Origin of the sequence: Sorangium sp. So ce375 (genome assembly GCF_051473855.1) — a bacterium.
In the GTDB taxonomy this organism is placed as follows: Bacteria; Myxococcota_A; Polyangia; order Polyangiales; family Polyangiaceae; genus Sorangium.
On the sequence record NZ_CP150335.1, the window covers coordinates 9,084,098 to 9,106,325 of the forward strand.

Annotated in this window: 19 protein-coding genes; 9 read left to right on the forward strand and 10 right to left on the reverse strand. The window is 71.4% G+C overall.

What is annotated here, in order from left to right; all coding sequences use genetic code 11:
* Nucleotides 1-5: 5 nt before the first annotated feature.
* Nucleotides 6-1,106: a PEGA domain-containing protein gene (locus tag WME90_RS33785; RefSeq protein ID WP_437276165.1), complete on the reverse strand. Its 1,101-nt coding sequence runs from the start codon at nt 1,104-1,106 to the stop codon at nt 6-8.
* 762 nt (nt 1,107-1,868) lie between these two features.
* Between WME90_RS33785 and WME90_RS33790 the strand changes: the two genes are divergently transcribed.
* On the forward strand, nt 1,869-2,276 hold the full coding sequence (locus WME90_RS33790) for a hypothetical protein (protein ID WP_437276166.1): 408 nt from the start codon (nt 1,869-1,871) through the stop codon (nt 2,274-2,276).
* Here the strand turns inward: WME90_RS33790 and WME90_RS33795 are convergent, their stop codons facing one another.
* The 3 genes from WME90_RS33795 to WME90_RS33805 all read right to left on the reverse strand — a co-directional run bounded on the left by WME90_RS33795 (nt 2,277) and on the right by WME90_RS33805 (nt 5,609).
* Nucleotides 2,277-2,690, reverse strand: a complete 414-nt coding sequence (locus WME90_RS33795; RefSeq protein WP_437276167.1) for a hypothetical protein — start codon at nt 2,688-2,690, stop codon at nt 2,277-2,279. It lies immediately after the preceding gene.
* A gap of 873 nt (nt 2,691-3,563) precedes the next feature.
* Nucleotides 3,564-4,109 carry an NUDIX hydrolase gene (locus WME90_RS33800; RefSeq protein ID WP_437276168.1) on the reverse strand — a complete coding sequence of 182 codons (546 nt, stop codon included), beginning with the start codon at nt 4,107-4,109 and terminating at the stop codon, nt 3,564-3,566.
* A gap of 12 nt (nt 4,110-4,121) precedes the next feature.
* Nucleotides 4,122-5,609, reverse strand: a complete 1,488-nt coding sequence (locus WME90_RS33805) for a YcbK family protein (protein WP_437276169.1) — start codon at nt 5,607-5,609, stop codon at nt 4,122-4,124.
* Nucleotides 5,610-6,290: 681 nt separating this feature from the next.
* Between WME90_RS33805 and WME90_RS33810 the strand changes: the two genes are divergently transcribed.
* The 4 genes from WME90_RS33810 (at nt 6,291) to WME90_RS33825 (ending at nt 8,960) form a co-directional block, all read left to right on the forward strand.
* On the forward strand, nt 6,291-6,974 hold the full coding sequence (locus WME90_RS33810; RefSeq protein WP_437276170.1) for a hypothetical protein: 684 nt from the start codon (nt 6,291-6,293) through the stop codon (nt 6,972-6,974).
* Nucleotides 6,971-7,444, forward strand: a complete 474-nt coding sequence (locus WME90_RS33815) for a hypothetical protein (RefSeq protein WP_437276171.1) — start codon at nt 6,971-6,973, stop codon at nt 7,442-7,444. Before WME90_RS33810 ends, WME90_RS33815 begins: the two co-directional genes overlap by 4 nt.
* A 2-nt stretch (nt 7,445-7,446) precedes the next feature.
* The gene (gene dtd / locus WME90_RS33820; protein ID WP_437276172.1) at nt 7,447-7,899 is read left to right on the forward strand and encodes a D-aminoacyl-tRNA deacylase; all 453 of its coding nucleotides are present in this window, start codon (nt 7,447-7,449) and stop codon (nt 7,897-7,899) included.
* 68 nt (nt 7,900-7,967) lie between these two features.
* Nucleotides 7,968-8,960, forward strand: coding sequence for a ketopantoate reductase family protein (locus tag WME90_RS33825; RefSeq protein WP_437276173.1), 993 nt, complete (start codon nt 7,968-7,970; stop codon nt 8,958-8,960).
* 80 nt (nt 8,961-9,040) lie between these two features.
* On the opposite strand, the gene pdxA is transcribed toward WME90_RS33825, so the two are convergent.
* The 3 genes from pdxA to WME90_RS33840 all read right to left on the reverse strand — a co-directional run bounded on the left by pdxA (nt 9,041) and on the right by WME90_RS33840 (nt 12,621).
* The gene (pdxA, locus tag WME90_RS33830) at nt 9,041-10,135 is read right to left on the reverse strand and encodes a 4-hydroxythreonine-4-phosphate dehydrogenase PdxA (protein ID WP_437276174.1); all 1,095 of its coding nucleotides are present in this window, start codon (nt 10,133-10,135) and stop codon (nt 9,041-9,043) included.
* Nucleotides 10,132-10,971, reverse strand: a complete 840-nt coding sequence (locus tag WME90_RS33835) for a winged helix-turn-helix domain-containing protein (RefSeq protein ID WP_437276175.1) — start codon at nt 10,969-10,971, stop codon at nt 10,132-10,134. The genes pdxA and WME90_RS33835 overlap by 4 nt, the downstream gene beginning before the upstream one ends.
* 204 nt (nt 10,972-11,175) lie before the next feature.
* Nucleotides 11,176-12,621, reverse strand: coding sequence for a TldD/PmbA family protein (locus WME90_RS33840; protein ID WP_437276176.1), 1,446 nt, complete (start codon nt 12,619-12,621; stop codon nt 11,176-11,178).
* Between the two features lie 647 nt (nt 12,622-13,268).
* Here WME90_RS33840 and WME90_RS33845 point away from each other — a divergent pair.
* Nucleotides 13,269-16,019, forward strand: a complete 2,751-nt coding sequence (locus WME90_RS33845; protein WP_437276177.1) for a tetratricopeptide repeat protein — start codon at nt 13,269-13,271, stop codon at nt 16,017-16,019.
* A gap of 90 nt (nt 16,020-16,109) precedes the next feature.
* Nucleotides 16,110-16,934: a hypothetical protein gene (locus WME90_RS33850; RefSeq protein WP_437276178.1), complete on the forward strand. Its 825-nt coding sequence runs from the start codon at nt 16,110-16,112 to the stop codon at nt 16,932-16,934.
* Here WME90_RS33850 and WME90_RS33855 read toward each other — a convergent pair.
* Nucleotides 16,922-17,788, reverse strand: coding sequence for a uroporphyrinogen-III synthase (locus WME90_RS33855; RefSeq protein ID WP_437276179.1), 867 nt, complete (start codon nt 17,786-17,788; stop codon nt 16,922-16,924). The two genes, WME90_RS33850 and WME90_RS33855, sit on opposite strands and share 13 nt — an antisense overlap.
* 186 nt (nt 17,789-17,974) lie before the next feature.
* Here WME90_RS33855 and WME90_RS33860 point away from each other — a divergent pair, with 186 nt between their 5' ends.
* A complete protein-coding gene (locus WME90_RS33860) occupies nt 17,975-18,280 on the forward strand; it encodes a hypothetical protein (RefSeq protein WP_437276180.1) in 306 nt (101 codons plus the stop codon).
* A gap of 26 nt (nt 18,281-18,306) precedes the next feature.
* Here WME90_RS33860 and WME90_RS33865 read toward each other — a convergent pair whose 3' ends face one another.
* Nucleotides 18,307-18,861 carry a TerB family tellurite resistance protein gene (locus WME90_RS33865; protein WP_437276181.1) on the reverse strand — a complete coding sequence of 185 codons (555 nt, stop codon included), beginning with the start codon at nt 18,859-18,861 and terminating at the stop codon, nt 18,307-18,309.
* Nucleotides 18,862-18,864: 3 nt separating this feature from the next.
* On the opposite strand from WME90_RS33865, the gene WME90_RS33870 reads away from it, so the two are divergent.
* Nucleotides 18,865-18,999 carry a hypothetical protein gene (locus WME90_RS33870; RefSeq protein ID WP_437276182.1) on the forward strand — a complete coding sequence of 45 codons (135 nt, stop codon included), beginning with the start codon at nt 18,865-18,867 and terminating at the stop codon, nt 18,997-18,999.
* Here the strand turns inward: WME90_RS33870 and WME90_RS33875 are convergent.
* Nucleotides 18,996-22,142 carry an MXAN_5808 family serine peptidase gene (locus WME90_RS33875; protein ID WP_437276183.1) on the reverse strand — a complete coding sequence of 1,049 codons (3,147 nt, stop codon included), beginning with the start codon at nt 22,140-22,142 and terminating at the stop codon, nt 18,996-18,998. The genes WME90_RS33870 and WME90_RS33875 overlap by 4 nt on opposite strands.
* Between the last annotated feature and the right edge of the window lie 86 nt (nt 22,143-22,228).

A 22,228-nucleotide genomic window follows, 5' to 3' on the forward strand; every position in this document is an offset into this window, starting at 1 on the left:
TCGGATCACCACACCCCGTGCGCCACGAGGCCGATCTGCCCTGGCGTTGCGGCCGGCGAGAACGCGACGCGGGCTCCCGTGGGCTCGGACTGCAGAAAGGAGAAATCCGTGAAGAACGAGGCGACCGTCATGGCGCCGACCACGCCGCTCGCCACCACCATCGCCGTGCCGAGGGCGGCGAACTGATCTCGCTCTCGCCGGAGGACCGCCAGCTCGTTGCACGCTGAAGGCGGCGACGGTTCGCGGCACGCCCACGGCGTGAACCCAAGCGCGTCCAGCTTGCTGTTGCGCTCCTTGAGATCGCCGTCGGATGCGCTCGCGCGGACCATGAACAAGACGCCGAGGGAGGCCGTCGCCGTGGTCAGACCGATGCCGGCGACACGCGCCGGCCCGAGCCACGGTACCGCCGGCCCGGGGGCCTCCGTGCGCGCGGCGGGCGCCGTGCTCGCGGGCGTCGGCGTCGCCGGCGCCTCTGCCTTCGCGCTGCTCTCCGCCGCGTGGGGCAGGTGCAGCGTGACCTCGTGCTCCGCGCTCGCCACGGCGCGCAACGTGTGGAATCCGTCCTCACGCCCTGGCGCCCGGGCTCGCACCATGTGTTGGCCCGGCTCGACGAACAGCTCGTAGGTCCGCGCGGTCCGGCCGATGGGCTTGCCATCGACGAAGACCTCGGCGTCCGGCGGATCCACGGCCAGAATGAGCGTCGCCACGAACGACGCTGCTCTGCGCCGCCCCTCCTCGAACCTCAGCTGCAGCGGCAAAGGGAGCGTCTCGCGCTGCTCGAGGCTCCAGGCCAGGTGCTCGGCCGCATCACGGTACTTGTGCAGCGCGAGCTCGCAGAGCCCGAGCTCCCCGGCGATCTCCTTGCGCTCGCGCTCCGTCCCAGACGCCGCGTCGGTCGCCTCGAAAGCCGCCTTGAAGGCGGCGTGGGCCTCGGTCCAGCGCCCGGCGTCGCGCGCTCTCTGGCCACGGCGGATATGGGCCTTCACCGTCGAGCTGCCGTCCGGTGTCACCTTCGGTTTGAGCGCCTGAGCGCTGACCGAGCTCGTGAAGGATGTTGCGGCCCCGAGCACGAGAAGGATCGAGAGCGCATGGGCGACGCGGCGCATGCACGACGGTACTTGCGGCAGGCGCTCGGCGTCAACCAGCGCCAATCGCCACAGAGCGGCCGTTTGGCTGAGAAATTATCCCCCGAGCCGCAATGCATCTCTGTACCCAGCTGGCGCGCCGCCCCTCGGCGCGTCCACGCCGCTGTTGAGGCGCGCCGAGCGCGGCGAGGCGGCCGCCCGCGCTATGCTCGCGGTAGCATAAGGCGGTCAGGGGCGCCGGGGACGTTCGGGCGGCGACGCCCTCGGCGAAGCGCTCCACCGCAGCGTGGGCGCACCGCGGAGGTGCACGAGAGGGAGAGCTCGGGCGGCTTCCACTCAGCGAGGCGGCTCGCGGCGCGTACAGCGGCCGCGTCAGCGCCGTAGGGGGAAGCTCGGCAGCTCGCTCTCGGCGAGGGGATCATCTCCTCCAGGTAGAAGCACCCCAAACGCTGGGCTCAGGTGGCCTCGGCATGGCCATCCTTGCGCCCTCACGAGCGCCGCCTCTGCCCCAGCGCCCCGATGCCGGCTGCGCCGCGCTCCACAGGGCCCAGAGGCTGTCCGCGACGTGCTCGCTCGGGTGGGCCTCGATACCGGCGTGCTCGATGAGCTCGCCCGGGTGCGCCTCGACGCCGATGCACTCAACGAGCTCGCAGACATTGGGTCTCAATCTACGGTAATTACACGATAGTCAACTATAGCGACGGGCGCACTCGTCACGTTTTTCATCACCGGTGCGGCAGCGGGTGGCACAACAGGCAGCAGCCAGGTATGTTCGTACATACAATGACACAGCGCAATGGAGACGAAGGTGCTCCGCCGACGATAGAGCGGCTCATGCGGTGGGGCGAGGGGTTCTTTGAAGGCGTTGCAAGCCTTGAAGCGCTCCTGAACTGGATCAGATCCGATTCCTCTTCTGTAGCGGATCTAGCAGTCGAACCTTCAACGTTGAGTAGTCGAGCAGAGGCATTCGAGAGCGCACTATCGGAACTAAAGGAAGGCGTTGCAAGCGGAGAAATGGAAGGAGGACCTCCCGTAGGCGACGACGACATCGCTCGGGCGCATCGCCTCAAGACGCTGCTGAAGACCTGGACACCAGGCAACGATCTACCTTCAGAGGTCGAGACGCTTGTCGAGCAGCTCGTCGCGAAGTTCGGCGACGAGCAAGAACAAAAACACCCACTCAACCGATAATCATCTCCTACCGCCCACGTACACACAATACGCACGCCCTGTATTGCGAACAAGGAAGCACCCGTCGCCGTTCGATGAATAGTGGTAGACGCAAACTTCCTTTGGCTTCTTTATGCAGCCAGTGAGGTCGCCGTTCCCTGCGTTGTCCTTGTACGGATGCTTATACGATGGTCGACATGGAACGCCCGCCTCGGCGCATTTAATCATACATTCCACAGAATCCAAATTCTTACAGTGTACCCACCAGTCCAATTCCTGCGCGCCCACTGCAACCGGCTCCTCCTCCGTCGTATCTGTGGGCGGTTCTTCCACGCCTGCGTTGTCCTCCGCTTCCGTCTCGGGAGCGACGCTGCACGCAGCGTAGAACAAGATCACCAGCGGCACCGCGCACACGATGACGACAACCGACTTCATCGTGATTTCTCCTTCGCCTTCTCGCGTCACGGCACGGACCATAGGCTCATGTGGTTCACACTGGCTTTGCGTATGCGAAGAGCAGATCAGACGCAGATCTGGCGCCGGATTAGCAGCCCCGATTCATGGTAGCCAATCGTGATGTTGGAGACCGTCAAGAGTAGTTGAGCTGGCACATCCCATACCGGCGGCCGAAGGACGCGGGGGTAGGTCGTACGCCGTCGCGTCCGTCGGTAACGGAACGCTCTTGCTGGGGGTGTTCGTCAACCGATCGGTCGACGAGCGTCGCAAAAGTCCAGGAGCGCCGCGCTGCTGCGGAGCGGCGCCTGCTCGAGTGCCTCGGCGCCAGTGCGCTCGCCAGCTCGCGCGCCGGGACCTCCATGCCCGCCGCGCCGCGCGATTCCCGAGATCAGCTGTCGCGCGTCCCTTGCTCGCTGCGACGCTCGAAAAATTCGGTCCGTCGACCGGCTCCGGCGGTCACGCGAACGAAAAATCCATTCTCGAGAACCGCCGGCGGGGGTCTCGCGCACGGAAAGAGGGGTCTCGAGCTCCGACGAGGGGGTCTCGGGAACAGCCGGCGGAGGTCTCACGAGCGGAATTTCGGCTCTCCAGAACGAAATCGGGGCTCTCGAGAGCGGCGCGCAGGATCTCGAGGTGTGCCTCGAGCCCGCCTCGCGAGCTCGAGACCTCCGGCCCCGTTGACCGGAGCCACTTTTCAGGAGCCGCGACCCGAAATCTCGTTCAAGCGACCGAAATTTCGTTCTGCGGAGCGTGGATCCCGTTCTTCCGCCCTGGAAATCCGATCCCTGGACCTCGGGAGCAGCTCCGCGGCCGCCCAGGCGGCACCGGCTGCCCCTCTCGCGGGCGCCGCGGTCAGCGCGGAGCCGCCGCGACGGCGAGCGCCCGCAGCAGGGTGATCACCGCGATCACGTGGCTGATCCGGCCGTCCTGCATCGCTGCCATCACCTCGTCTGCGCGCATCACGACCGCTTCCGTGCTCTCGTGCTCGTCGCCCTCGGGCTCGGCGACCCGCCGCGCGCCGCGCGCCAGGTAGAGGAAGCAGCGATTCGCCTGGAGCGCGGGATTCGGGTGTACCCACCCGAGCGTCTCGAGCGACTCCACAGCATATCCCGTCTCCTCCAGGAGCTCGCGCGGCGCTGCCGCCGCCGGCTCTTCCCCGGGATCGACGATGCCGCCAGCCGTCTCGATGGTCACCGCGTCGACGCCGTGCCGGTACTGCCGCACCAGGACGAATTCGCCGGCATCGGTGATCGCGGCCACCGAGATCCAGTCGGCGAGCTCCAGCGTGAAGGCGGGATAAGACGCGCCCGCGGCCATGACTTCATGGCGATGGACCGCGAGCGGACCGAACGTACCGGCGAGCGCCGAGGCGTGGCGGCGAGGAATCGTGATGCCCATCGCGCCTCCCTACTACGGCGCGCCCGTCGCCGCCTTCTCCGGTGCGGCGCTCGCCCTCTCCGGTGCGGCGCTCGCCCTCTCCGGTGCGGCGCCCGCCCTCTCCGCCGCAGCTCCCGCCTTCTCCGCCGCAGCTCCCGCCTTCTCTGCCGCAGCTCCCGCCTTCTCCGCCGCAGCTCCCGCCTTCTCCTGCGCGGCTCCCGCCGTCTCCAGCGCAGCTCCCGCCTTCTCCGGTGCAGCGCTCGCGACCTTCTCCGCCGCAGTGCTCGCGGACCTCTCGCGGCGCTCCCGCCGGAGCACCTCCTCCCCGTCCTCGCCGGGCGTCCCCTCGGTCGCCGCCCGCGCCTCGTCCTGCGGCGGCGGCCACGCGGCCACATAGCGGGGTGCCTCGCCGGGTCCGGACGCATCGATCCACGAGACGCTCCCCGTCCCCGGCGCGCGCACGTCCACGTGTACGAACGAGCTGTTGGGATAGTAGCCGCAGCCCGTGTCGGCGAGCGCGCGGCAGGCCGCCGCGAGCTCGTCGTTGCGCACCCCGGCGATGCGCAGATCGAGCGCTCGCCCCGACTGGTGCAGGCTGCCCTGGCTCTGCGGCCGGTACCCGCTCACGAGCGACACGAGCCGGCCCGGGTACCGCCGCGCGAGCGTGTCGATGCGAGAGAGCAGCCCGGGATCGAGCAGCCGCACGCCGGGCGCGATCTCCCCCGCCTGCACCCCGCTCGCCCTGCCCCCGGCGGCTCGCGGCTCATCGCCCGCGCGCCGCCCCTTGCGGCTCGCCGCTTCCGGCTTCCGGACAGGCACGCTCTCGTCGGACAGGATCGGCCGCGGCGTGCCCCACGGGCGCGCGAGCAAGGAGAGGGCGCGCCGCGCCTCCTCGCGCGGCTTCCCCTTGCAGTCGACCAGCTCGAAGCGATCGAGCTCCATGCCGCTGCGATCGATCGAGAGCACCGGTCCGTGGCACGGCTTCGGAGGCGCCTCCCTCTCCAGGCCCTTCTTCGCCCCGCGCCGCTTGCTCTCGGCCGTGCGCGCCGCCCGCCTCTTCTCCTTCTTCTTCTCGCTGCCCGTCTTCTTCTCGCCGACCGTGTTCTCCGCCGCGTCTCCCGCCGCGTGCTGCACCTTCTTGTGGGTACGGGCCCTCCCTCCCCGGTCTCCCGCCCCGCTCGTCTCCTCGTCACCGGTCGCTGCCGAGGCGCCCTTCGCGCGGCCGTGGAGCGAGCTCTCCCGCTTCTTCGTTCGCGGTGCTCGCTCCGCGCCTGCAGGGCTCGCGGGCGCACGATCCCGACGGGCCCGCTCCCCCTCCTCTTCCCTGGACCTCTCGGCAGCGGCGTGCGCCCCGGGCAGCGGCTCCGCCCAGAGGGGCGCCGGCACCGCGATGCTCACCAGGACCGCGAGCGCGGCCGCACGAGCACGCCTCAGGCGCGCGCGCGGCTCCGCGCTGCGCACAGCGCCCCCGGCGTCCCGCGGCGCCGCGCCTGCAGTGCTCACGGATCGAAGGCTCATCATGGAAAGCTCCAGTCGGGTCGGGTGCGAGTGACATCCACCACGGATCGGATCTCCCGAACACGGCGTCGCCGCCCGTCCGCAGGATGTGGGATTGGGAAGGGCAGTCGGCGGTCCGCTTCTTGAATCGACCTGGGACGAGGTCGGCGACCTCGAAACAGCGTCTCCGAGGCGCCCCTCGCGGAAGCTCGGAAGCGCAGAAGCACGGAAGGCAACCGCAGAAGGGAAGCTCAGAAGGGAAGCTCGGAAGGAACCGAGCCGTGAGGACAGGAATGGCATGAAGTGCGGAGGGCAGCCCAATTTTCTGCGGCGCTGACCAAAGGCTGTGGTAGGAACCAGCTGCCTCGCGACTGCGGTTGGGTCGTGAGCGCGGTTCCGGGGTGCATGGGGGCAGAGCCCCTCGTCACGCGGTCCGCGGTCGGGTATCGCCCGGCGCACCACGCACTGCGGCGTGGCCCTGCCTTCACGATCAACGCGGCCAGCGTGATCAGCGCGGAGATAGGGGCGCGTCCCTTGCGCAACATCGTCCGGGCCATCGCGGTTCGCGGGGGAAGCGCCCGGCCCAACACGCACCAGCCTCATTCACCACACCATCGATGCAAGCGGGGCGCCACACGCGGGATGCGGAAGCCGATCCCGGCGGCGCGTCCATGATCATCGCTCCGAGGTCAGCAGGGGCACGACATGCGGCGAATTCGTAGAGACGCAACCAAGGTCTGGCACAATCCCGAGCTCCACACGGCCTATGGCCGTGGTCAGCCGAACAGCGCGGGGCTGCCGCGTCCGACGCAGAGCGGCGAGGACCGGCGGGCAGCCAAGCAACACCGCGCCGCGCTCGAGGCGCTGTTCTCTCCGCGCAAGGAGCCGGAGGCAGAGGACGGCAAGGGCGGGCGCGTCAAGTCCGGACGCGACGCCGCGTCCAAGGCGCCGGGGCGCATCGTCCTCGCGCCGCCTCCGCAGAGCGATCCGAAGGCCGTCGAGCGCCAGCGGCTCCTGTCGAAGCTGCTCTGCGCGTCGGGCCGGCCCAACATCTCCAAGGCCGCGAACGATTTCCTCCGTGCCGGCCACACCTTCCCCGCGGAGCAGGACGTGTACCTGCAGCTGCTCGAGCACAGCGACGAGCAGCGCATCCAGGAGGCGATCGACGAGCTCGCGGGCATCCTCGCCGGCGAGCTGCCGAAGCGGCGCGCCGTGCTCGAGTCGCGGCTCCGGCGCATCGAGGAGTTCGCGGAGGAGCCCGCGACGCGCGAGGCCGCCGAGCGGCTGCGCCGCCAGGTGAGCGGCAGGCCCGAGGCCCCGGGCGCGGACGGCGCGGCCCGGCGCGGCGCGGGCGGCGGCATCTCCGAAGCGAGCGGCGAGGCGGAATGACGCGCGCGGAATTCGAGGCCGAGCTCCGCAAGCTGATCCAGACGTTCGAGACGGGCACCGGCAACGAGCGGTGCGTCGCGTGCGTCTCGTGCGAGCGCTGCGTCGACTGCACGTTCTGCCGCGGCTCGAAGGCGCTGCAGCGGTGCCACTACTGCGTCGACAGCCAGCGCTGCTCGGACAGCACGCACTGCCGCGGCTGCCGCGATCTCATCGCGTGCAGCCACTGCGTCGCGTCCGAGCGGTGCACGCAGTCGTCGTACCTCGTGCGCTCGGTCGACTGCACCGGCTGCACCTACTGCTTCGGCTGCGTGGGCCTCGTGCGCAAGGACTTCCACATCCTCAACCAGCCGTACGATCGCGGCACCTACTTCAAGCTCACGGCCAAGCTGATGCGCGAGCTCGGGCTGAGCGCGGGCAACGGGGCGGAGCCCGCCGCCGCCGCCGCCGCCCCGCGCGCCGCGCAGCGCTAGCGATGCGCGCGGTCGTTCAACGCGCGCTCGGCGCGCGCGTCGAGGTCGGAGGCCAGGTGGTCGGCGCGATCGAGCGCGGCCTCGTGGCCTTCGTCGGCGCCGCGAAGGACGACGAAGAGGCCGACGCCGACCACGTCGCGAGCAAGATCGCGGGTCTCCGGGTGTTCAGCGACGACGCCGGCAAGATGTCGCGAGCGCTCGCGGACGTGCGCGGCGGCGGCGTGCTCGCGATCAGCCAGTTCACGCTCTTCGGGGACGTCCGTCGCGGCCTGAGGCCGAGCTTCGACGGCGCCATGGAGCCCGTGCGCGCCGAGGCGCTGTACGAGCGCTTCGTCGCCGCCTTGCGGGCCCGCGGCCTCACGGTGGCCACCGGCCGCTTCCGCGCCGACATGCGCGTGTTCGTCGAGAACGACGGCCCGGTCACCATCCTCATCGACTCGAAGCGAACGTTCTGAGGGCCTCCGTCGCGCCCGGCGACGGCCGCCCCCTTTCCCCCCGCCGGTGCGCAGGCTACGGGGGAGCCATGCGGGTCAGCATCGTGGGCGCGGGCGCGCTCGGGCGGGTCTACGGCGTGCGCCTCGCGGTCCGGGGAGACGACGTCACGTTCGTGGTCCGTCCCGAGCGCGTCGACGACGTCCGGCCGTTCGTCATCGAGCAGGTGAACGGCGCCGATCGACGCGACACGCTCGATCGCCCGCGCCTCGCGGCCGAGATCCCGGCCGACACGGACGTCGTCCTGATCACCGTGCGCTTCGATCAGCTCGTCCCCCGAGGTGACCTCGGCGGCGCCGCGCAGCGGGCGGCGGGCGGCAGGTCGGTCGCGGATCTCCTCCGCGGCGCGGAGGCCGCGCCCGCCGTGGTGCTCACGCCGCTCCTGCCCAGGGAGCGCGCCGATCTCGAGGAGGCCGCGCAGCGCCGCATCACCCCCGCGATGCCGGGCGTCTCGGGCTACCTCGACGAGCGCGGCGTGGTCCGCGCCTGGATCACCGAGCTCGCGCCGACGCTCATCGACGAAGCGGGGGGCGCCCCCGCGGAGCGACCGCGGCTCGAGGAGCTCGCGCGCCGCCTCACGGGCGCCGGTCTCCCGGCGCGGCTCGAGCGCGACGTGGGCGCGCAGAACGTCGCCACCACGACCGCGTTCTTCCCGCTGATCGCCGCCATCGACGCGGGCGGCGGGGCGAACGCCCTCCTCGAGAACGACGTCGTGCTCGGCACCGTGATCGAGGCGACAAGGGAGTCCGCGGCGCTCGCGGAGCGGCTGGGCAAGGTGGCCCCGTGGACGAAGCTCCTCACCCGTTTCATCGGGCCGCTGACGCTGAAGCCGGGCATCGCGCTCGTGCGCCTGCTGGCGCCGGAGTTCTTGCGGTTCCTCGACATCCATTTCGGCCCCAAGCTCCACGCGCAGCACCTCGCGATGGGCGCCGCCGTCCTCGCGATGGGCCGGGAGCGCGGGGTGAGCATGCCGGCGCTCGAGCGGCTGCTCGCGCTCCTCGACGGCCGCGCCCGGGCGCGCTGAGCCGCGTGTTTCTACGTCGGTGACGTCGGTGACGTCGGTTACGTCGGTTACGTCGGTGCGCGCGTCGGCGTGTCGTTACGTCAGCGCGCTCGCGCGGCCGCGAGCTGCGCCGCGAGCACGATCGCCTCGCGCATGCCGCGCGGGTCGGCGCGCCCCGTTCCCGCGAGATCGTACGCGGTGCCGTGGTCGACGCTCGTGCGCACGATCGGCAAGCCGAGCGTGACGTTCACCGCCTCGCCGAAGCCGAGGAGCTTGCTCGGGATCGTGGCCTGGTCGTGGTACATGGCGACGACCCCGTCGAGCGCGCCGCGGGCCGCGAGCCGGAACGCCGTCTCCGCGCCGACGGGCCCGGTCAGCTCCGCCGTCGGGCCCGAGCGCGCGAGCCGCCGCGCCGCGAGGCGGATCCCCGGCGTGATCCGCAGCTGCTCTTCGTCGCCGAGGAGCCCGCCTTCGCCTGCGTGCGGGTTGAGCGCCGCGACGGCCACGCGCGGCCTCTCGCGGCCGAGATCGGCGAGCAGCCGCGCGAGCCACACGGCGGCGCGCGCCACCTCGCGCGGGCTCACCGCCTCCGGCACGTCGCGCAGCGGCAGGTGGGTCGTCACGAGGGCGGTCACGAGCTTGCCCGAGGCGAAGGCCATCGTGACCTCGCGCGCGCGGAGCCTCCGGCCCAGGTGCTCGGTGTGCCCCAGGAAATCCGCCGACCCCGGCGCGCCGCTCGTGGCGATCGCGTGCTTCGACGCGGGACCCGTGACCAGCGCCGCCGCGACGCCTTCGCGGACCAGGTCGGTCGCCGCGTCGATCCACGCGAGCTGCGCCGCGCCGTCTTCGGCCTCGGGCCGGCCGAACACGCTCGGCCGCGAGAGCGGCGCGCTGCCTGCCCAGAGCCCGATCGCGCCGGGCGCGAGCTGCTCGATGGCGGCGCGCCCATCGACCACGACGAGCCGGCGGGCCGCGACCCGGACGAGCCGCGCTGCGCGCCGGAGGATCGCCTCATCGCCGACGAGCACGCAGCGTGCGCCCTCGACGGACGCCGCGCCTGCCACGGCCACTTCGGGGCCCACCCCGCTCGGACATCCGACGCTGATCGCGACGATCGGCGGCGCGGCGGCGCGCGAACGACCGCCGCCGCGCGCCGTAGCGGCGCCGGGAGCGCCGCGGCGGACCGGCGACGTCATCGGGTGATGCGCCGCTCGCGCCCGGGGGGCGCGGCGTCGTGCGCCGAGGTCGCCGACCGGGGCTTCGCTTCCGCGGTCTCCTCGTCCTCGTCGTCCTCGTCCTCGTCGCCCTCGTCGTCGCCGACCTCGTCCTCGTCCTCGTCGCGCAGCTCCCCGCGCTCGTCGCCCTGCGCCTCCGCGCCGGCTCCGCTCCGCGGGAGCGCCCTGCTCGGGTCGCCGCCCTCGGGCCCACCGGCGCCGGGGATCGGCGACTCGAGGCGGTATCCGGCCCCGCGCAGCGTGACGAGCGGCAGCGCCGCGCCGAGCTTCGCCCTGAGGCGCCTCACGTGGATGTCGACGGTCCGCGCGCCGCCCTCGTACTGGCTGCCCCAGACGCGGCGGAGCAGCTCTGTCCGCGACACAACTTTTCCGCGGCGCTCGCACACGTACGAGAGCAACGCGAACTCCTTCGCGGTGAGCGGCACGTGCATGCCGCCGACCGAGACGTCGTGGGCCGCGCGGTCGATGACGATCGCGCCGACCTTCACCCGCTCCTCGGTCGCGAACTCGCTGCGGCGCCACTCGACGAGGCGCACGCGCGCGTAGAGCTCGGCCGGCACGTACGGCACGAGCAGGAAGTCGTCGAAGCCGCTGGACGGCTCGATCCGCGCGATCTGCGCGACGCTCACCGCGACCAGCGCGCCGACCTCTTCGAGGCGCGGCTCGCGGCGCAGCGCACGCAGCGCCGCCGCGGCCAGGTCCGGCCGATCGAGCGCTTCGACGACGATTGCCCGCGCCTTGCTCTCGTCGTCGTGGAAGAGCCGCGGTGGATCGTCCCAGAGATCCAGGGTCCGCACGTCAGCGCCCAGCGAGCGCAAGACCGATGCGGCGCCCTCATCGCGCTCCAGGTCCGGTCCGTGTCCAACAATGGCAATGAACGAACGACGCGCCATGTCCGCCCCGTATACGGGTGTCACGACGAGCCTGCAAGACGCACCGCGCTAAACCCACCAAACCAGCTGCAGGGCTTACCTTCTGCCCGGTGCTCCAGCCTTGGAAAATCAGCCGATCCGCGTTCCGCCGACCGTGATGAGATCGATCTTGATTGTGGGGCAGCCCACACCCACGGGGACGCTCTGTCCGTCCTTGCCGCACGTCCAGATGCCGTCGGAGACGGCGACGTCATGGCCGAGCATGGTGACGCGACGGAGCACCTCGGGGCCGTTGCCGATGAGGTTCACCCCCTTGAGGGGCGCGGTCAGCTTGCCGTCTTCGATGAGGTAGCTCTCGGTCAACGAGAACACGAAATCGCCGTTCGAGATGTCGACCTGGCCGCCGCCGAACTTCTTCGCGAAGACGCCGCGCTTCACGGACCTCACGATCTCCTCGGGATCGTGGGGGCCGGCGAGCAGGATGGTGTTCGTCATCCGGGGCATCGGCGCGGCGGCGAAGCTCTCGCGCCGCCCGTTGCCGGTCGGCGTGAGCCCGAAGTGGCGGGCCGAGAGCCGGTCGTGCATGTACCCGACGAGCTTGCCGTTCTCGATGAGCGTGCTGCGCTCGGGCTCGTGGCCCTCGTCGTCGACGTTGATCGTGCCGCGCGACTGGAGGAGCGTCGCGTCGTCCACCACCGTGCAGAGCGGGCTCGCGACGTCCTTGCCGATCTGCCCCGCGTAGTTGCTGGTCCCCTTGCGGTTGAAGTCCGCCTCTAGCCCGTGCCCCACGGCCTCGTGGAGCAGGATGCCGCTGTCGCCCGGGGCGAGCACGACGTTCATCTCGCCCGCGGGCGCGTCGCGCGCGTCGAGCATCGCGACCGCCTGCCGAGCGGCCTCCTCCGCGTGCCACTCCGGCGATTTGCCCTCGAAGTAAGCCGTCGTCATGCGCCCGCCGCCGCCGCTCGAGCCTTCCTGGCGCTTCCCGCTGCGCTCGGCGAGCGCCCGCACGCCGAAGCGGATGAGCGGCTGGACGTCGTGCGCCATCCGCCCGTCGCTCGTGGCCACGAGGACCTCGCGCACCTCCTCGACGAAGCTCGCCTCCGCCTTGACGATGCTGGGATCGTAGGCGAGCGCCGCTGCGCTCGCGCGCTCGAGCAGCGCGCGCTTCGCGAGCCCCGGGGCGTCGAGCGAGATGCTGGGCAGCTGGTAACGGGTCGGCAGCTCGCGGCGCCTGAGCTCGATCTTCTCCTTGCCGCCGGAGCTCGTCGCGATCTGCGCCGCCGTCTCGGCCGCGCGCCTCATCGCGTCCCACGTGAGGTCCTCCGTGTAGGCGTACCCGGTCGCATCTCCACGCTGGACGCGGACGCCGACCCCCATCGACACGCCGCGCGACGCCGCCTTGAGGATGCCTTCGTCGAAGGTGAACCCGCCCCCCGCCCGGTACTCGAAGAAGAGGTCGGCGTAATCACCTCCCTTGGACAGGGCGACCGAGAGGAGCCGCTCGCAAAGCGCGGCGTCGACGGCATTTTCCTCTCCAGGAGCGAACGGGGCGCGGTAGGCCTGGCTGAGCGACATGGTGCCCAACTCTAGGTCCATTCGCCGGGGCGGTCGAGAAGCGGCGGCGCTCCGAGGCGCCCTCCCGCCCACGCCCGTGCTCGCCCCGCTCTCGCCCCCGACAACGGCCGAGCTCGCGACGTACCCCCTGCCCTCTCATCCGGCGCGCCGCCCATACATCACCCGGCGGGCACGCCGAAGTCGCGCGGTCGCCCACGCGGCGGGCGGCTGGCGGCTGGCGGCGACGCCTCGCAGAAGATCGCACGAAATGTGCAACAAGGCCGCTCGACTGCTAGGCTTAATGCTGTCTTCGCGGGGACGGCGGCGCTCGCCACCTTCCCCCGCGATCTTCGCGAATCCCTGGCTGTTCAGCGCGCTCCTACGGGATAGGGCGCGCTGTTCGACGCGCCTCGACCGGACCGCCCAGCGTCCGACCGGGGCGGGGGCTCGCGGCCACCGCGCCAAGCGGTCGCCGCGTCGCCCAGACAGGGGCCCCCGGGGGCCCGCACGCTGCAAACAAGCACCTTGGCGGTAGCTTCCGGAACTTCCGGTGCCGCGCGCTTGTACGTGGTGGCGGGATTGGCTAGGTGTTTTTTAGGCGAAGTGAGGGATGCCGACGGGGCGCCCGAGCAACGCCTTGCTGTCCTCAGCAGGAGATTCCCATCGCCGTGGCGGTCGATCGCGACAAGGTACTCCAGACCGCGCAGAAGCTTGTCGAGCGGAAGCGCTTCGACAAGGCCATCGCCGAGTACCAGAAGCTGGTCGCAGACGATCCGAAGGACGTCCGCACGCTGCTCAAGATCGGCGACCTCTACCTGAAGACGGAGGAGTACGTCGAGGCGATCACCACCTACGAGCGCGTCGGCCAGTTCTATTCCCTTCAGGGCTTCGCGCTCAAAGCGATCGCCGTTTACAAGCAGATCCGCGAGATCATCCACAAGCACGTCCCGCAGTACGAGGATCGCTTCGGCCACATCGTCCCGCGCCTCGCGGAGATCTACACGCAGCTCGGGCTCACGAGCGACGCGCTCGCCGCCTACGACGAGGTCGCGACGCGCCTCCTCCGCGCGGGGCGCGACCGCGACGCCATCGACATCTTCAAGCGGGTCGTCGACCTCGACCCGAACAACCCGCTCGCCTATCTCCGCCTCGCGGAGGCGCTCATCCGGGTCCGCGACTACGACGCCGCGATCCAGCGCTTCGGGACGGCGGCCGAGCTCCTGCTCAAGCTCGGGCGGCGCGACGACGCGCTGAAGGTCGTCGAGCGCCTGCTGCAGCACCGCCCAGACGCCCGCTTCGCCCGCATGGCCGCCGAGATCTACCTCGATCGCGGCGACCCGAGCGACGGGATGTCGGCCCTGACCAAGCTGCAGATCGCGTTCAAGGAGAACCCGAAGGACCTGGAGACGCTCGCGCTCCTCGCCCGCGCGTTCGACCTGCTCGGGCAGCCGGCCAAGGCGATCGAGGTACAGAAGGAATCGGCGCGCATCGCCAAGGAGGCCGGGCGGGTCGATCAGTTCACCGCGCTCGTCTCGGCCCTGATCACGCGCGCTCCGAACGACGAGGGCGTGCGCCAGCTCGCCTCCCAGATCGCGCCCTCGTCGAGGAACACGCGCGCGTCCATCGACGTCGAGCTCGAAGAGGAAGAGGACGACGAGGCGGAGGAGCTCGACGTCGAGGACGACGAGCCCGCGTCCGCGGTGCCGATCCCGCTCCGGGCGTCGCAGCCCTCGACGTCGCCGATCGCGAGCCCGCGGCAGCTCGTCGCGCACGCCGAGAGCCTCCGGCGCGACCGGCAGTACGACAAGGCGATCGCCCTCCTCAAGGGCGGCGTCGCCCGGCTGCCGTCCGCTCGAGAGCTGCGCGAGAAGCTCTGCGATGTCCTGATCGAGGCCGGAGACCAGGACGGCGCCGTCGAGCAGATGCTCGGGTTCGCGCAGCAGCTGGCCAGCGAGGACGCCGTCGACGACGCCGCGAGGCTCCTCGACGAGGTGCTGCTCCTCGAGCCCGGCCACGCCCAGGCCACGGAGATGCTCAACCTGCTCGGCTACGCCGTGCCGCAGGAGGACGAGCTCACCGACGAGGAGCACGGGCCGGAAGCCTCGCCGGCGGCCGGCGAGAACGACGCGTACGCGTCCGAGGTGCCGAGCCAGGACCTCTACGACCCCGACGCGCCGCTGCCCGCGTACACGCTCGACGAAGACGGCGTCGTCGAGGCGCTCCCCCGGCGGCCAGAGCTCGTCACGCACCTCGACGACCCGTTCGCGAACGAGCCGCCGCTGCCGAGCTTCCCGATCGAGGACGTCGAGGAGGTCGAGGACGTCGAGGAGCTCGAGGCCATCGACGACGAGGAGGAGGAGACGGCGTCGGTCAACCCGAGCCGTTCGCCCGAGCACCCCCTGGCCGTCGCCGCGTCCCAGGCTCCGCCTCCGGCGTCCTCGATACCTCCGCCTCCCGTGCTCGCCGCGCCGCCGGCCCTGTACAGCCCGGTGTCGGGCCGTCCGGCGTCGGTCCGACCGGCGTCGGGCCGCTCCGTGCCGCCGGGGTCCCGGCGCGCGGACGCCCTCGACGAGGACGCGCTCGAGGAGGTCGAGTTCTTCGCGCAGCACGGGATGTTCGAGGAGGCGCGGAACATCCTCGAGGAGCAGCTCGCGCGGCTGCCGAACCACCCGCTCCTGATGGAGCGGCTGCGCGAGGTCACGGAGCTGTCCTCGGAGCCGGAGGTGGGGCGCGCGGCCACCGACAACGAGAGCGGCACGCGGGTCGTCCCGCGCGGCAGCGAGCGGCCGGACGAGGACCGCGCGTTCGACATCGCCGAGTCGCTCAAGATGATCGACGAGCTCGAGGTCGCGCCGGGCTCGGTGACCGGCGTCCAGGACGACCCTCGGCAGATCAGCGTCGAGAGCGTCTTCGAGCAGTTCAAGGCGGGCGTCGCGGCGCAGATCTCCGAGTCCGACGCGTCGACGCACTACGATCTCGGCGTCGCCTACAAGGAGATGGGCCTGTACGCCGACGCCATCGGCGAGTTCGAGCTCGCCGCCCGCGACCCCGGGCGAGAGTGCGTCTGCCAGTCGATGATCGGCGTCACCCACCTCCAGATGGGCAACATCGAGGCGGGCATCGACGCGCTCATCCGCGGCCTGCACGCCTCGCACAAGACGGTCGAGCAGGAGCTCGCGCTGACCTACGAGATCGCGAACGCCTACGAGATGCGCGGCGTCCCCGAGCAGGCGCTCTACTACTTCCAGCGCGTCGCCCGGATGAGCCCCAGCTACAGCGACCCGCGCGGCAGCGTCGCTGAGCGGCTGCGCCGCATCGACGTCCCGAAGCCGGCCGCACGCGCCGTCGGCGCCGAGATGATCGCGGACGAGTTCGACGCCGCCTTCGACGATCTCCTCCCGAGCGGCAAGCTGCCCTGACCGCGGCCCGCGCGGCGCGGCGCCGCGCGGGCGCGCCCTGGAAACGCCAGAAATTGGGCCATGGCCGGCGCTCTCCGGTAGCGGAGGGGCATGAACCGACCGCTCCTCTTCGCCTTCGCCGCCCTCACCTCGGTCCTGGCTGCTGGCTGCGGCGCCGGGATCGAAACGAACGCTCGCTCCGGTAGCGCGCAGGACGCCTCCGCCAAGGTGGCGGCGCGAGCGCGGCGCGAGGCCCCGCAGCGGGCGAAGGGCTCGACCGAGGAGCGCGGCCCGATCGCGGAGGAGACGGCCGGCGCGCGCAAGCCCGGCGATTACGTGGCCTACCGGTTCTCCGGCAGCTTCAGGAAGACGCCGCTGCTCCTCACGCAGCGGGTCGTCGCGCGTGAAGGGGACGTGCTCGTTGTCGACGTGACCCTCGAGGACGGCAAGCAGACCGAGGCGCTCCGGGTCCGCATGAGCGACGCGCCCAGCAGGCGCGGCGAGATCCTCGGCGCGGCGTGGATCGACGACGGAGCGGAGCGGCCGGCGACCCTCTCGGCCTACGACGCGATGATGGCCAAGACCGCGCTCGCCGCCGACGAGAACGAGGACGTGCTCGGCAGCGAGGCGGTGAACGTCCAGATCGGCGGCTCCTCCATCCCGTGCCAGAAGACGAGCTTCCGCGTGCGCATCGGCAAGACGAAGGCGACGATGCGCACGCTCCAGAGCGAGGACTTCGCCTGGGGCGACGTGGGCGGCGAGATCACCGCCGAGGACGGGCGCGTGCTCTACCGCGCCGAGCTGATCGACAGGGGCCACGCGGACACGCGCGGACGCGCGGCCGCCGGCGCGGAGCCGGGCCCTTCGCCCCAGCCGGCGACCGTGGCGCGCTCCGCCGACGAAGCGGACGAGGCGGACGACGACTACGAAGATTGAGTCGACAGGGGCGCGTCGCCCCGATTCCCCTTCGCGACGAGGATCTCGAGCGAGCGCGCGGCCGCCGCCTTGACCAGGTGGCCCATCTTCGGGTGCTCGGGCTCGAGATCGGGCTCGATCCCCTCGGCGCGCAGCGCCTCCGTGCAGACAGGCCCGATGGACGCCACCACGCCCCGCGCGAGCGCGGCGCGCAGCCGCTCGACGAGCCCCTCCTCGGCCGCCACGAGGAGCGCGTGCTCGACCTGCGCGCGGCTCGTGACGAGCGTGATCGCCGCGCCGCCATCCGAAAGGAGGCGCAGCGCCTGCCGGAGCGGCGCGGTGTCCTCGGGGAGCGCCCAGCGGTACACCGGCACCGGCGTGACCTGCGCGCCGGCCGCCGAGAGGCTCGCGTAGAGCTCGTGGCTCGGCGCGCCGTGCTCCTGGACGGCGATGCGCTTGCCCCTCAGGTCGCCGAGCGCGCTGACGGCCTCGACGATCTCCCGCCAGGTGTTCGGCTCGCGCACGGTGCTGAAGCGGGTCAGGCCCAGCTCGCGCAGCGCCGCGGCCGGCTTGGGGCCACGCGCGACGAGCTGCACGGAAGAGAGCGCCGCCGCGAGGCGAGATACGCCCTGGGCGTCCGCGTCACCGCCGTCGCTGGACGCTCCGCCGGCGCCCTGGCTCGGCTCGAGCGCGGGCGCCGCCTCGGCCACGAGCGCCCGGGTCCCGACGCCGGTCATCAGGATCACGAGGTCGAGCTCGGCGCCCGCGAGGCGCCGCGCAAAATCGAGAGCGCGCTCGTTCCGTTCGATGGGCACCTCGCGGAGCGTCGGCGCCGTGACGGGCACACCGCCATACCGCTGGATCAACGAGGCCATCTCGGCGGCGCGACGGCTCTCGAAGGTGATGACGCGACGCCCGGCGAAGTCAGACGGCGCAGGCGGAGAGGGACGGTCGTTTCGGGGAGGGGTGGGCGTGCTCACCCGAGCAGCATAGCCCGGGTCCGGCGCTGGCGGGTTTCGGGCGGTGGACCAGTTTGCTAAGCTCCTCGTGTGAGCCATCCGATGAGCAATGAGGCTTCCGGGGTCCAGGGGAGCGGGCTCTCGCGTGCGACGTCGGAGAACGACGTCGGCCCCGATCCCGTCATCGGCGCGGGCTTCGCGCTGCTAGGCATCTTCCTGATGGGGGTGGGAGGCGCGCAGGGCGCGCACTACCTCTTCAACTTCGGCGTGCTCGTGGCGGTGCTCGGCGCCGTCCTGTTCGTCCTGTTCGTGGCGCTCACGGCGCTGAAGCAGCGCCGCGCGCTCGGCCTCGCGAGCCGCGCCCCGAGCGCTGACGGCGGCGCCGAGCAGCGCGACGCGCGCGACTGATCAGCCGAGCGGCGCTGGCGCCCGGCTCACGCCGACGGCTCGCCGTCCGGCCCGCTTGCGTCATCCGGCGCCGCCGGTGCGCCGGCCTGATGGCCGGCGTCGGCGGAGAGGTCCGGCTCGATGTCGAGGAGCGAGACGCCAAGCTCCTCCGCGATGCGCTCGATCTCGGCACGCTCGGCCGGCGTGGGCGCGCCGTCCGCCGCCGCGAGCCGGATCAAGAGGCGCACGACCTCCACCCGCTCCCTCGCGTTGCAGAGCGCCTTGAGCTCTCGGTAGCAGCGGTCGACCTCGCCCTCCTGAAGCGCGGGCAGCTTGCCCTGGAGGGCGTTGAACACCGCCTCGACGCCGCTCGGCGCGAGCCCGTCGATGTGCGCGAGCAGCTCGCGGAGCAGCTCGTCTTCCTTGTCGGAGAAGCGGCCATCGACGCAGGCGACCTTGCCGAGCAGGACGATGACGGTGGCGATGTAGCGGAGGACGACCGCCTCGTCGTCCGGGAGCGCCGCGCGGAGCTCCGTCAGGAGGGCGTCGAGGTTCGGGAACGAGCCCCCCTGCTTCAGGCCGAGCCAGGCGAGGAGTCCCACGGGATGAGGCTACCAGATCCTCGCCGGGCAGGGCAGCCCCGGGCAGCCCCGCCCGACACGCCCGGCACCGCGGTCGTCCTTGGCGCCGTCGTCGCCGTGATCGCTGTCGTCGTGGTCGTCCATCCTCCGGCGGCCTAGTCCTCGCCCCCGCGATCCGCAATCCAGTCGTCCACGGGGTTGTCGGACTTGGGGGTCTTCAGGATCGAGCCGTCAGGCCCGTCCTTGCGCACCACGAGCGTGCGCCGTGTCGTTGTGTCGGGCGTCTCGCGCGCGACCACGGTGATCACGTTGACCCCCGGCCGGAGCGGCGCCTCGAACGAGAAGTCGGCCTTCTTCGGGTCGGCGCCGTCGCGGTTCGACTTGTAGTAGAGCTTCCGCGACCCGACGAAGATGAACGTGTCGAGCAGCCGCTCGCTGTCCGCCGCGGTCCCGGTGATCTTGACGGTGCCGGCGGTCGTCGCGAGCGCCGCCGCGGCGATGTCCAGCGTCGGCGGCGCGTGCGAGTAGAGGTCCTCGAACGCGATGGCCGCCGAGGCCGGCCCGCCGCCCGGGGTCACATCCCGCGACGCGACGAACGCGAAGCGCCCCGCGCCGAGGTCGACCTTGAGGAACCCGCCTGGCGCCTCGCCGAGCACCTTGACCACGGCGCCCGCCGAGAGCCGGCCGAAGCCGCGCGCGCTCGCCTCGGGCGACGGGAGCAGCGTCGCCCCCTCCGCCCCGGCCTTCACGGTGGAGCCCCCGCCGCTGAGCTGGACGCGCGGTGAGATCGGGATCTTCACCTTCTCGCTGGCGAACTCGCGGAGATCGCGATCGCCGACCGAGAGCGTGAGGGTCGCCTCGGGCTCCGACAGCTGCGACTCCACGTCGAAGCTGAAGACCACCTTGCGCACCTCGCCGGGCTTGATGTTCGAGATGTCGAAGCGCCCTGCGTGCAGCATGAGCCCGTCGCCCGAGAGGTTCGCGATGTTCGCCTGCGTCTCGTAGGACGGCCCCTTGCCGACGTTCTTGACGGTCAGGTACATGCTGGCCCGCTCGCCCTTCTGGATGAGCCCGTCGCCGTTGCCCTCGCGATCGTCGACGATCTGGTAGGCGTACTGGAAGAGCGGCCGATCGAGCGCGCGCACCGTGGGCCGGATCTCGACGGCGGGCGGCTCCGGGGCGGCGGCGACCTCGAACTTCACCTTGAGGCCGTCGCTTCGCGAGAGGGCGTCCATCGGGATCGTGCAGACGCGCTTCTCGTTCGCCTTCCTCGGCTTCGTCGAGCCGACCTTCCGGCCCTCGACCTCGCACCAGCCGAGCGGCGCCTTCGCGCTCTTCGTCTGGCCGGGGCCGATCTTGCCGAAGATGAGCTCCTTGCTGTCGAAGTACGGGTTGTCGCTCTCCGTCGTCCCGCGGAGCCGGTAGACGGGCTGCTTGCCGTTGTTCTTGACGGTGACCCGGAGCTCCATCGGCTGGCCCGCGGTCACCTCGGCGTTCGGGCGATCGGTCTCGACCTTCACGTCGAGCTCGGACTTCGCCGCCGGCGTGACCCCCTCGGGCGCGTCGGACCAATCGACGCCGAGCTTCGTCAGCTCGGCCGCGACCTTGCCCAGCTCCTCCTTGCCCGCCTGCTCGATGTAGTCGTGCATCGCCCGGAGCTGCTGGAGCCTCGGGGTGGAGGGCGGCATCCGCGCGGCGAGCTCCCGCGCGAAGCGGATCGGGAAGTCGACGGAGAAGTCCTCGTCGATGTCGCCCCCGCGCTCCCGCATCTGCTCGCGCTCGGTGCTCGTGAGCTGGTAGCGGACGACCTCGGACGGCTTGCCCGCGGCCGCCGCCCGCGCGTTCGAGAGGTGCGCCGAGAGGTCGCGCTCCCGGAGCCCGTCCTTCTGCACCGTGAGATCCATCTCGAGCTCGTCGACCGTCATCGGATCGAGCTCGATGTCCGGCGTGACGCCGACGCCCTGGATCGAGATGTCCCCCGGCGTCAGGTACTGCGCGATCGTCAGCTTGAGGGCCGCCTTCTCGGCCGTGACGTCGGGGAAGACGAGCTGCACGCTGCCCTTGCCGAACGTCTGCGAGCCCACGATGACGGCGCGATCGTTGTTCTTCAGCGCGCCGGCCACGATCTCGCTCGCGCTCGCGCTGTTGCCGCTCACGAGCACCACGATCGGGTACAGCGGCTCCGTCCCGGGCCCCTTGGCGCGCTTCTCCTCGCGCCCCTCGGAGGCGCCGACCGTGGACACGATGACGCCGTCGGCGAGGAACTTGTCGGCGATGCGCGCGGCCTGATCGAGCAGGCCGCCCGGGTTGCCGCGCAGATCGAGCACGAGCCCCTTCAGCTGCCCCTTGCTGCGCAGCCCGTCGAGCGCGGCGTCGAGCTCCGCGGTCGACGTCGCCTGGAACGTCTTGAGCCGGACGTAGCCGACGCCGCCCTCCAGGGCGCGCGACTCGACGGACCTGACCTTGATCACCTCGCGGGTCAGCTCGAAGGCCTTCGGCCCCTGCCACCCTCCCTCGCCGTCGCGGGTCACCCACACGGTGACCGGGGTGCCAGGATCGCCGCGGAGCCTCCGCACGGCGTCGTCGAGCGGCATGTTGAGCGTCGACTCGTTGTTGATCTTCACGATCCGATCGAGCCGCTTCAGGCCCGCCCTGCCCGCGGGCGTCTCGGGCATCGGGTTGAGGACCGTGAGCATCTGGTCGCGGATCGAGATCACGACGCCGAGCCCGCCGAACGCGCCCGACGTGGAGAGGTTCATCTCCTTGTACGCCTCGGGGCTCAGGAACGTCGAGTGCGGGTCGAGCGTGTGCAGCATGCCGTTGCACGCCGCGTACTCGACGTCCCGAAGATCGACCTCCGTGCCGCGGAGGTTCTTCTGGAGGAAGGTGAAGACCTCGCGGAGGCGCGCGGAGACGTCCCAGGGGCCCTGGATGTTGTCGATCCGGAACTTCTTCTCGCTGGTCTCGACGCGGACGGTGACCTCGTTGGGATCCTCGTTGAGGACGATCACCTGCGCGACGTCGCGCTGGACGGCGTTGAGCGCCGACAGCAGCATCTCCTTCGGCTTGACGCGATCCGGCTCGACGTACTTGTCCCGGATCATCTTCAGCGTCTCGTTCACGGCCTCGAGACGGGTGAGGTCGTAGGGCGCCTTGGCCACCTGCCCGGTGACCGCGAGCGCTGGCTCGAACCCACGCCAGAGCCCGCCAGGGCCGAACTGAAGGACGAAGTACGCTGCCAGCGGGAACGTGGCGGAGACGACGAGCGCCTTGGCGATGCGCTCCAGGGGTCGGTGAGGCATACGGCGCTCGAGTATAGACGCGCCTCGGCGAGCGTCGACCGACGTCGACCTGCGCTCGCGCCGAGCGCCGCGTTCCGGCGCGGGCG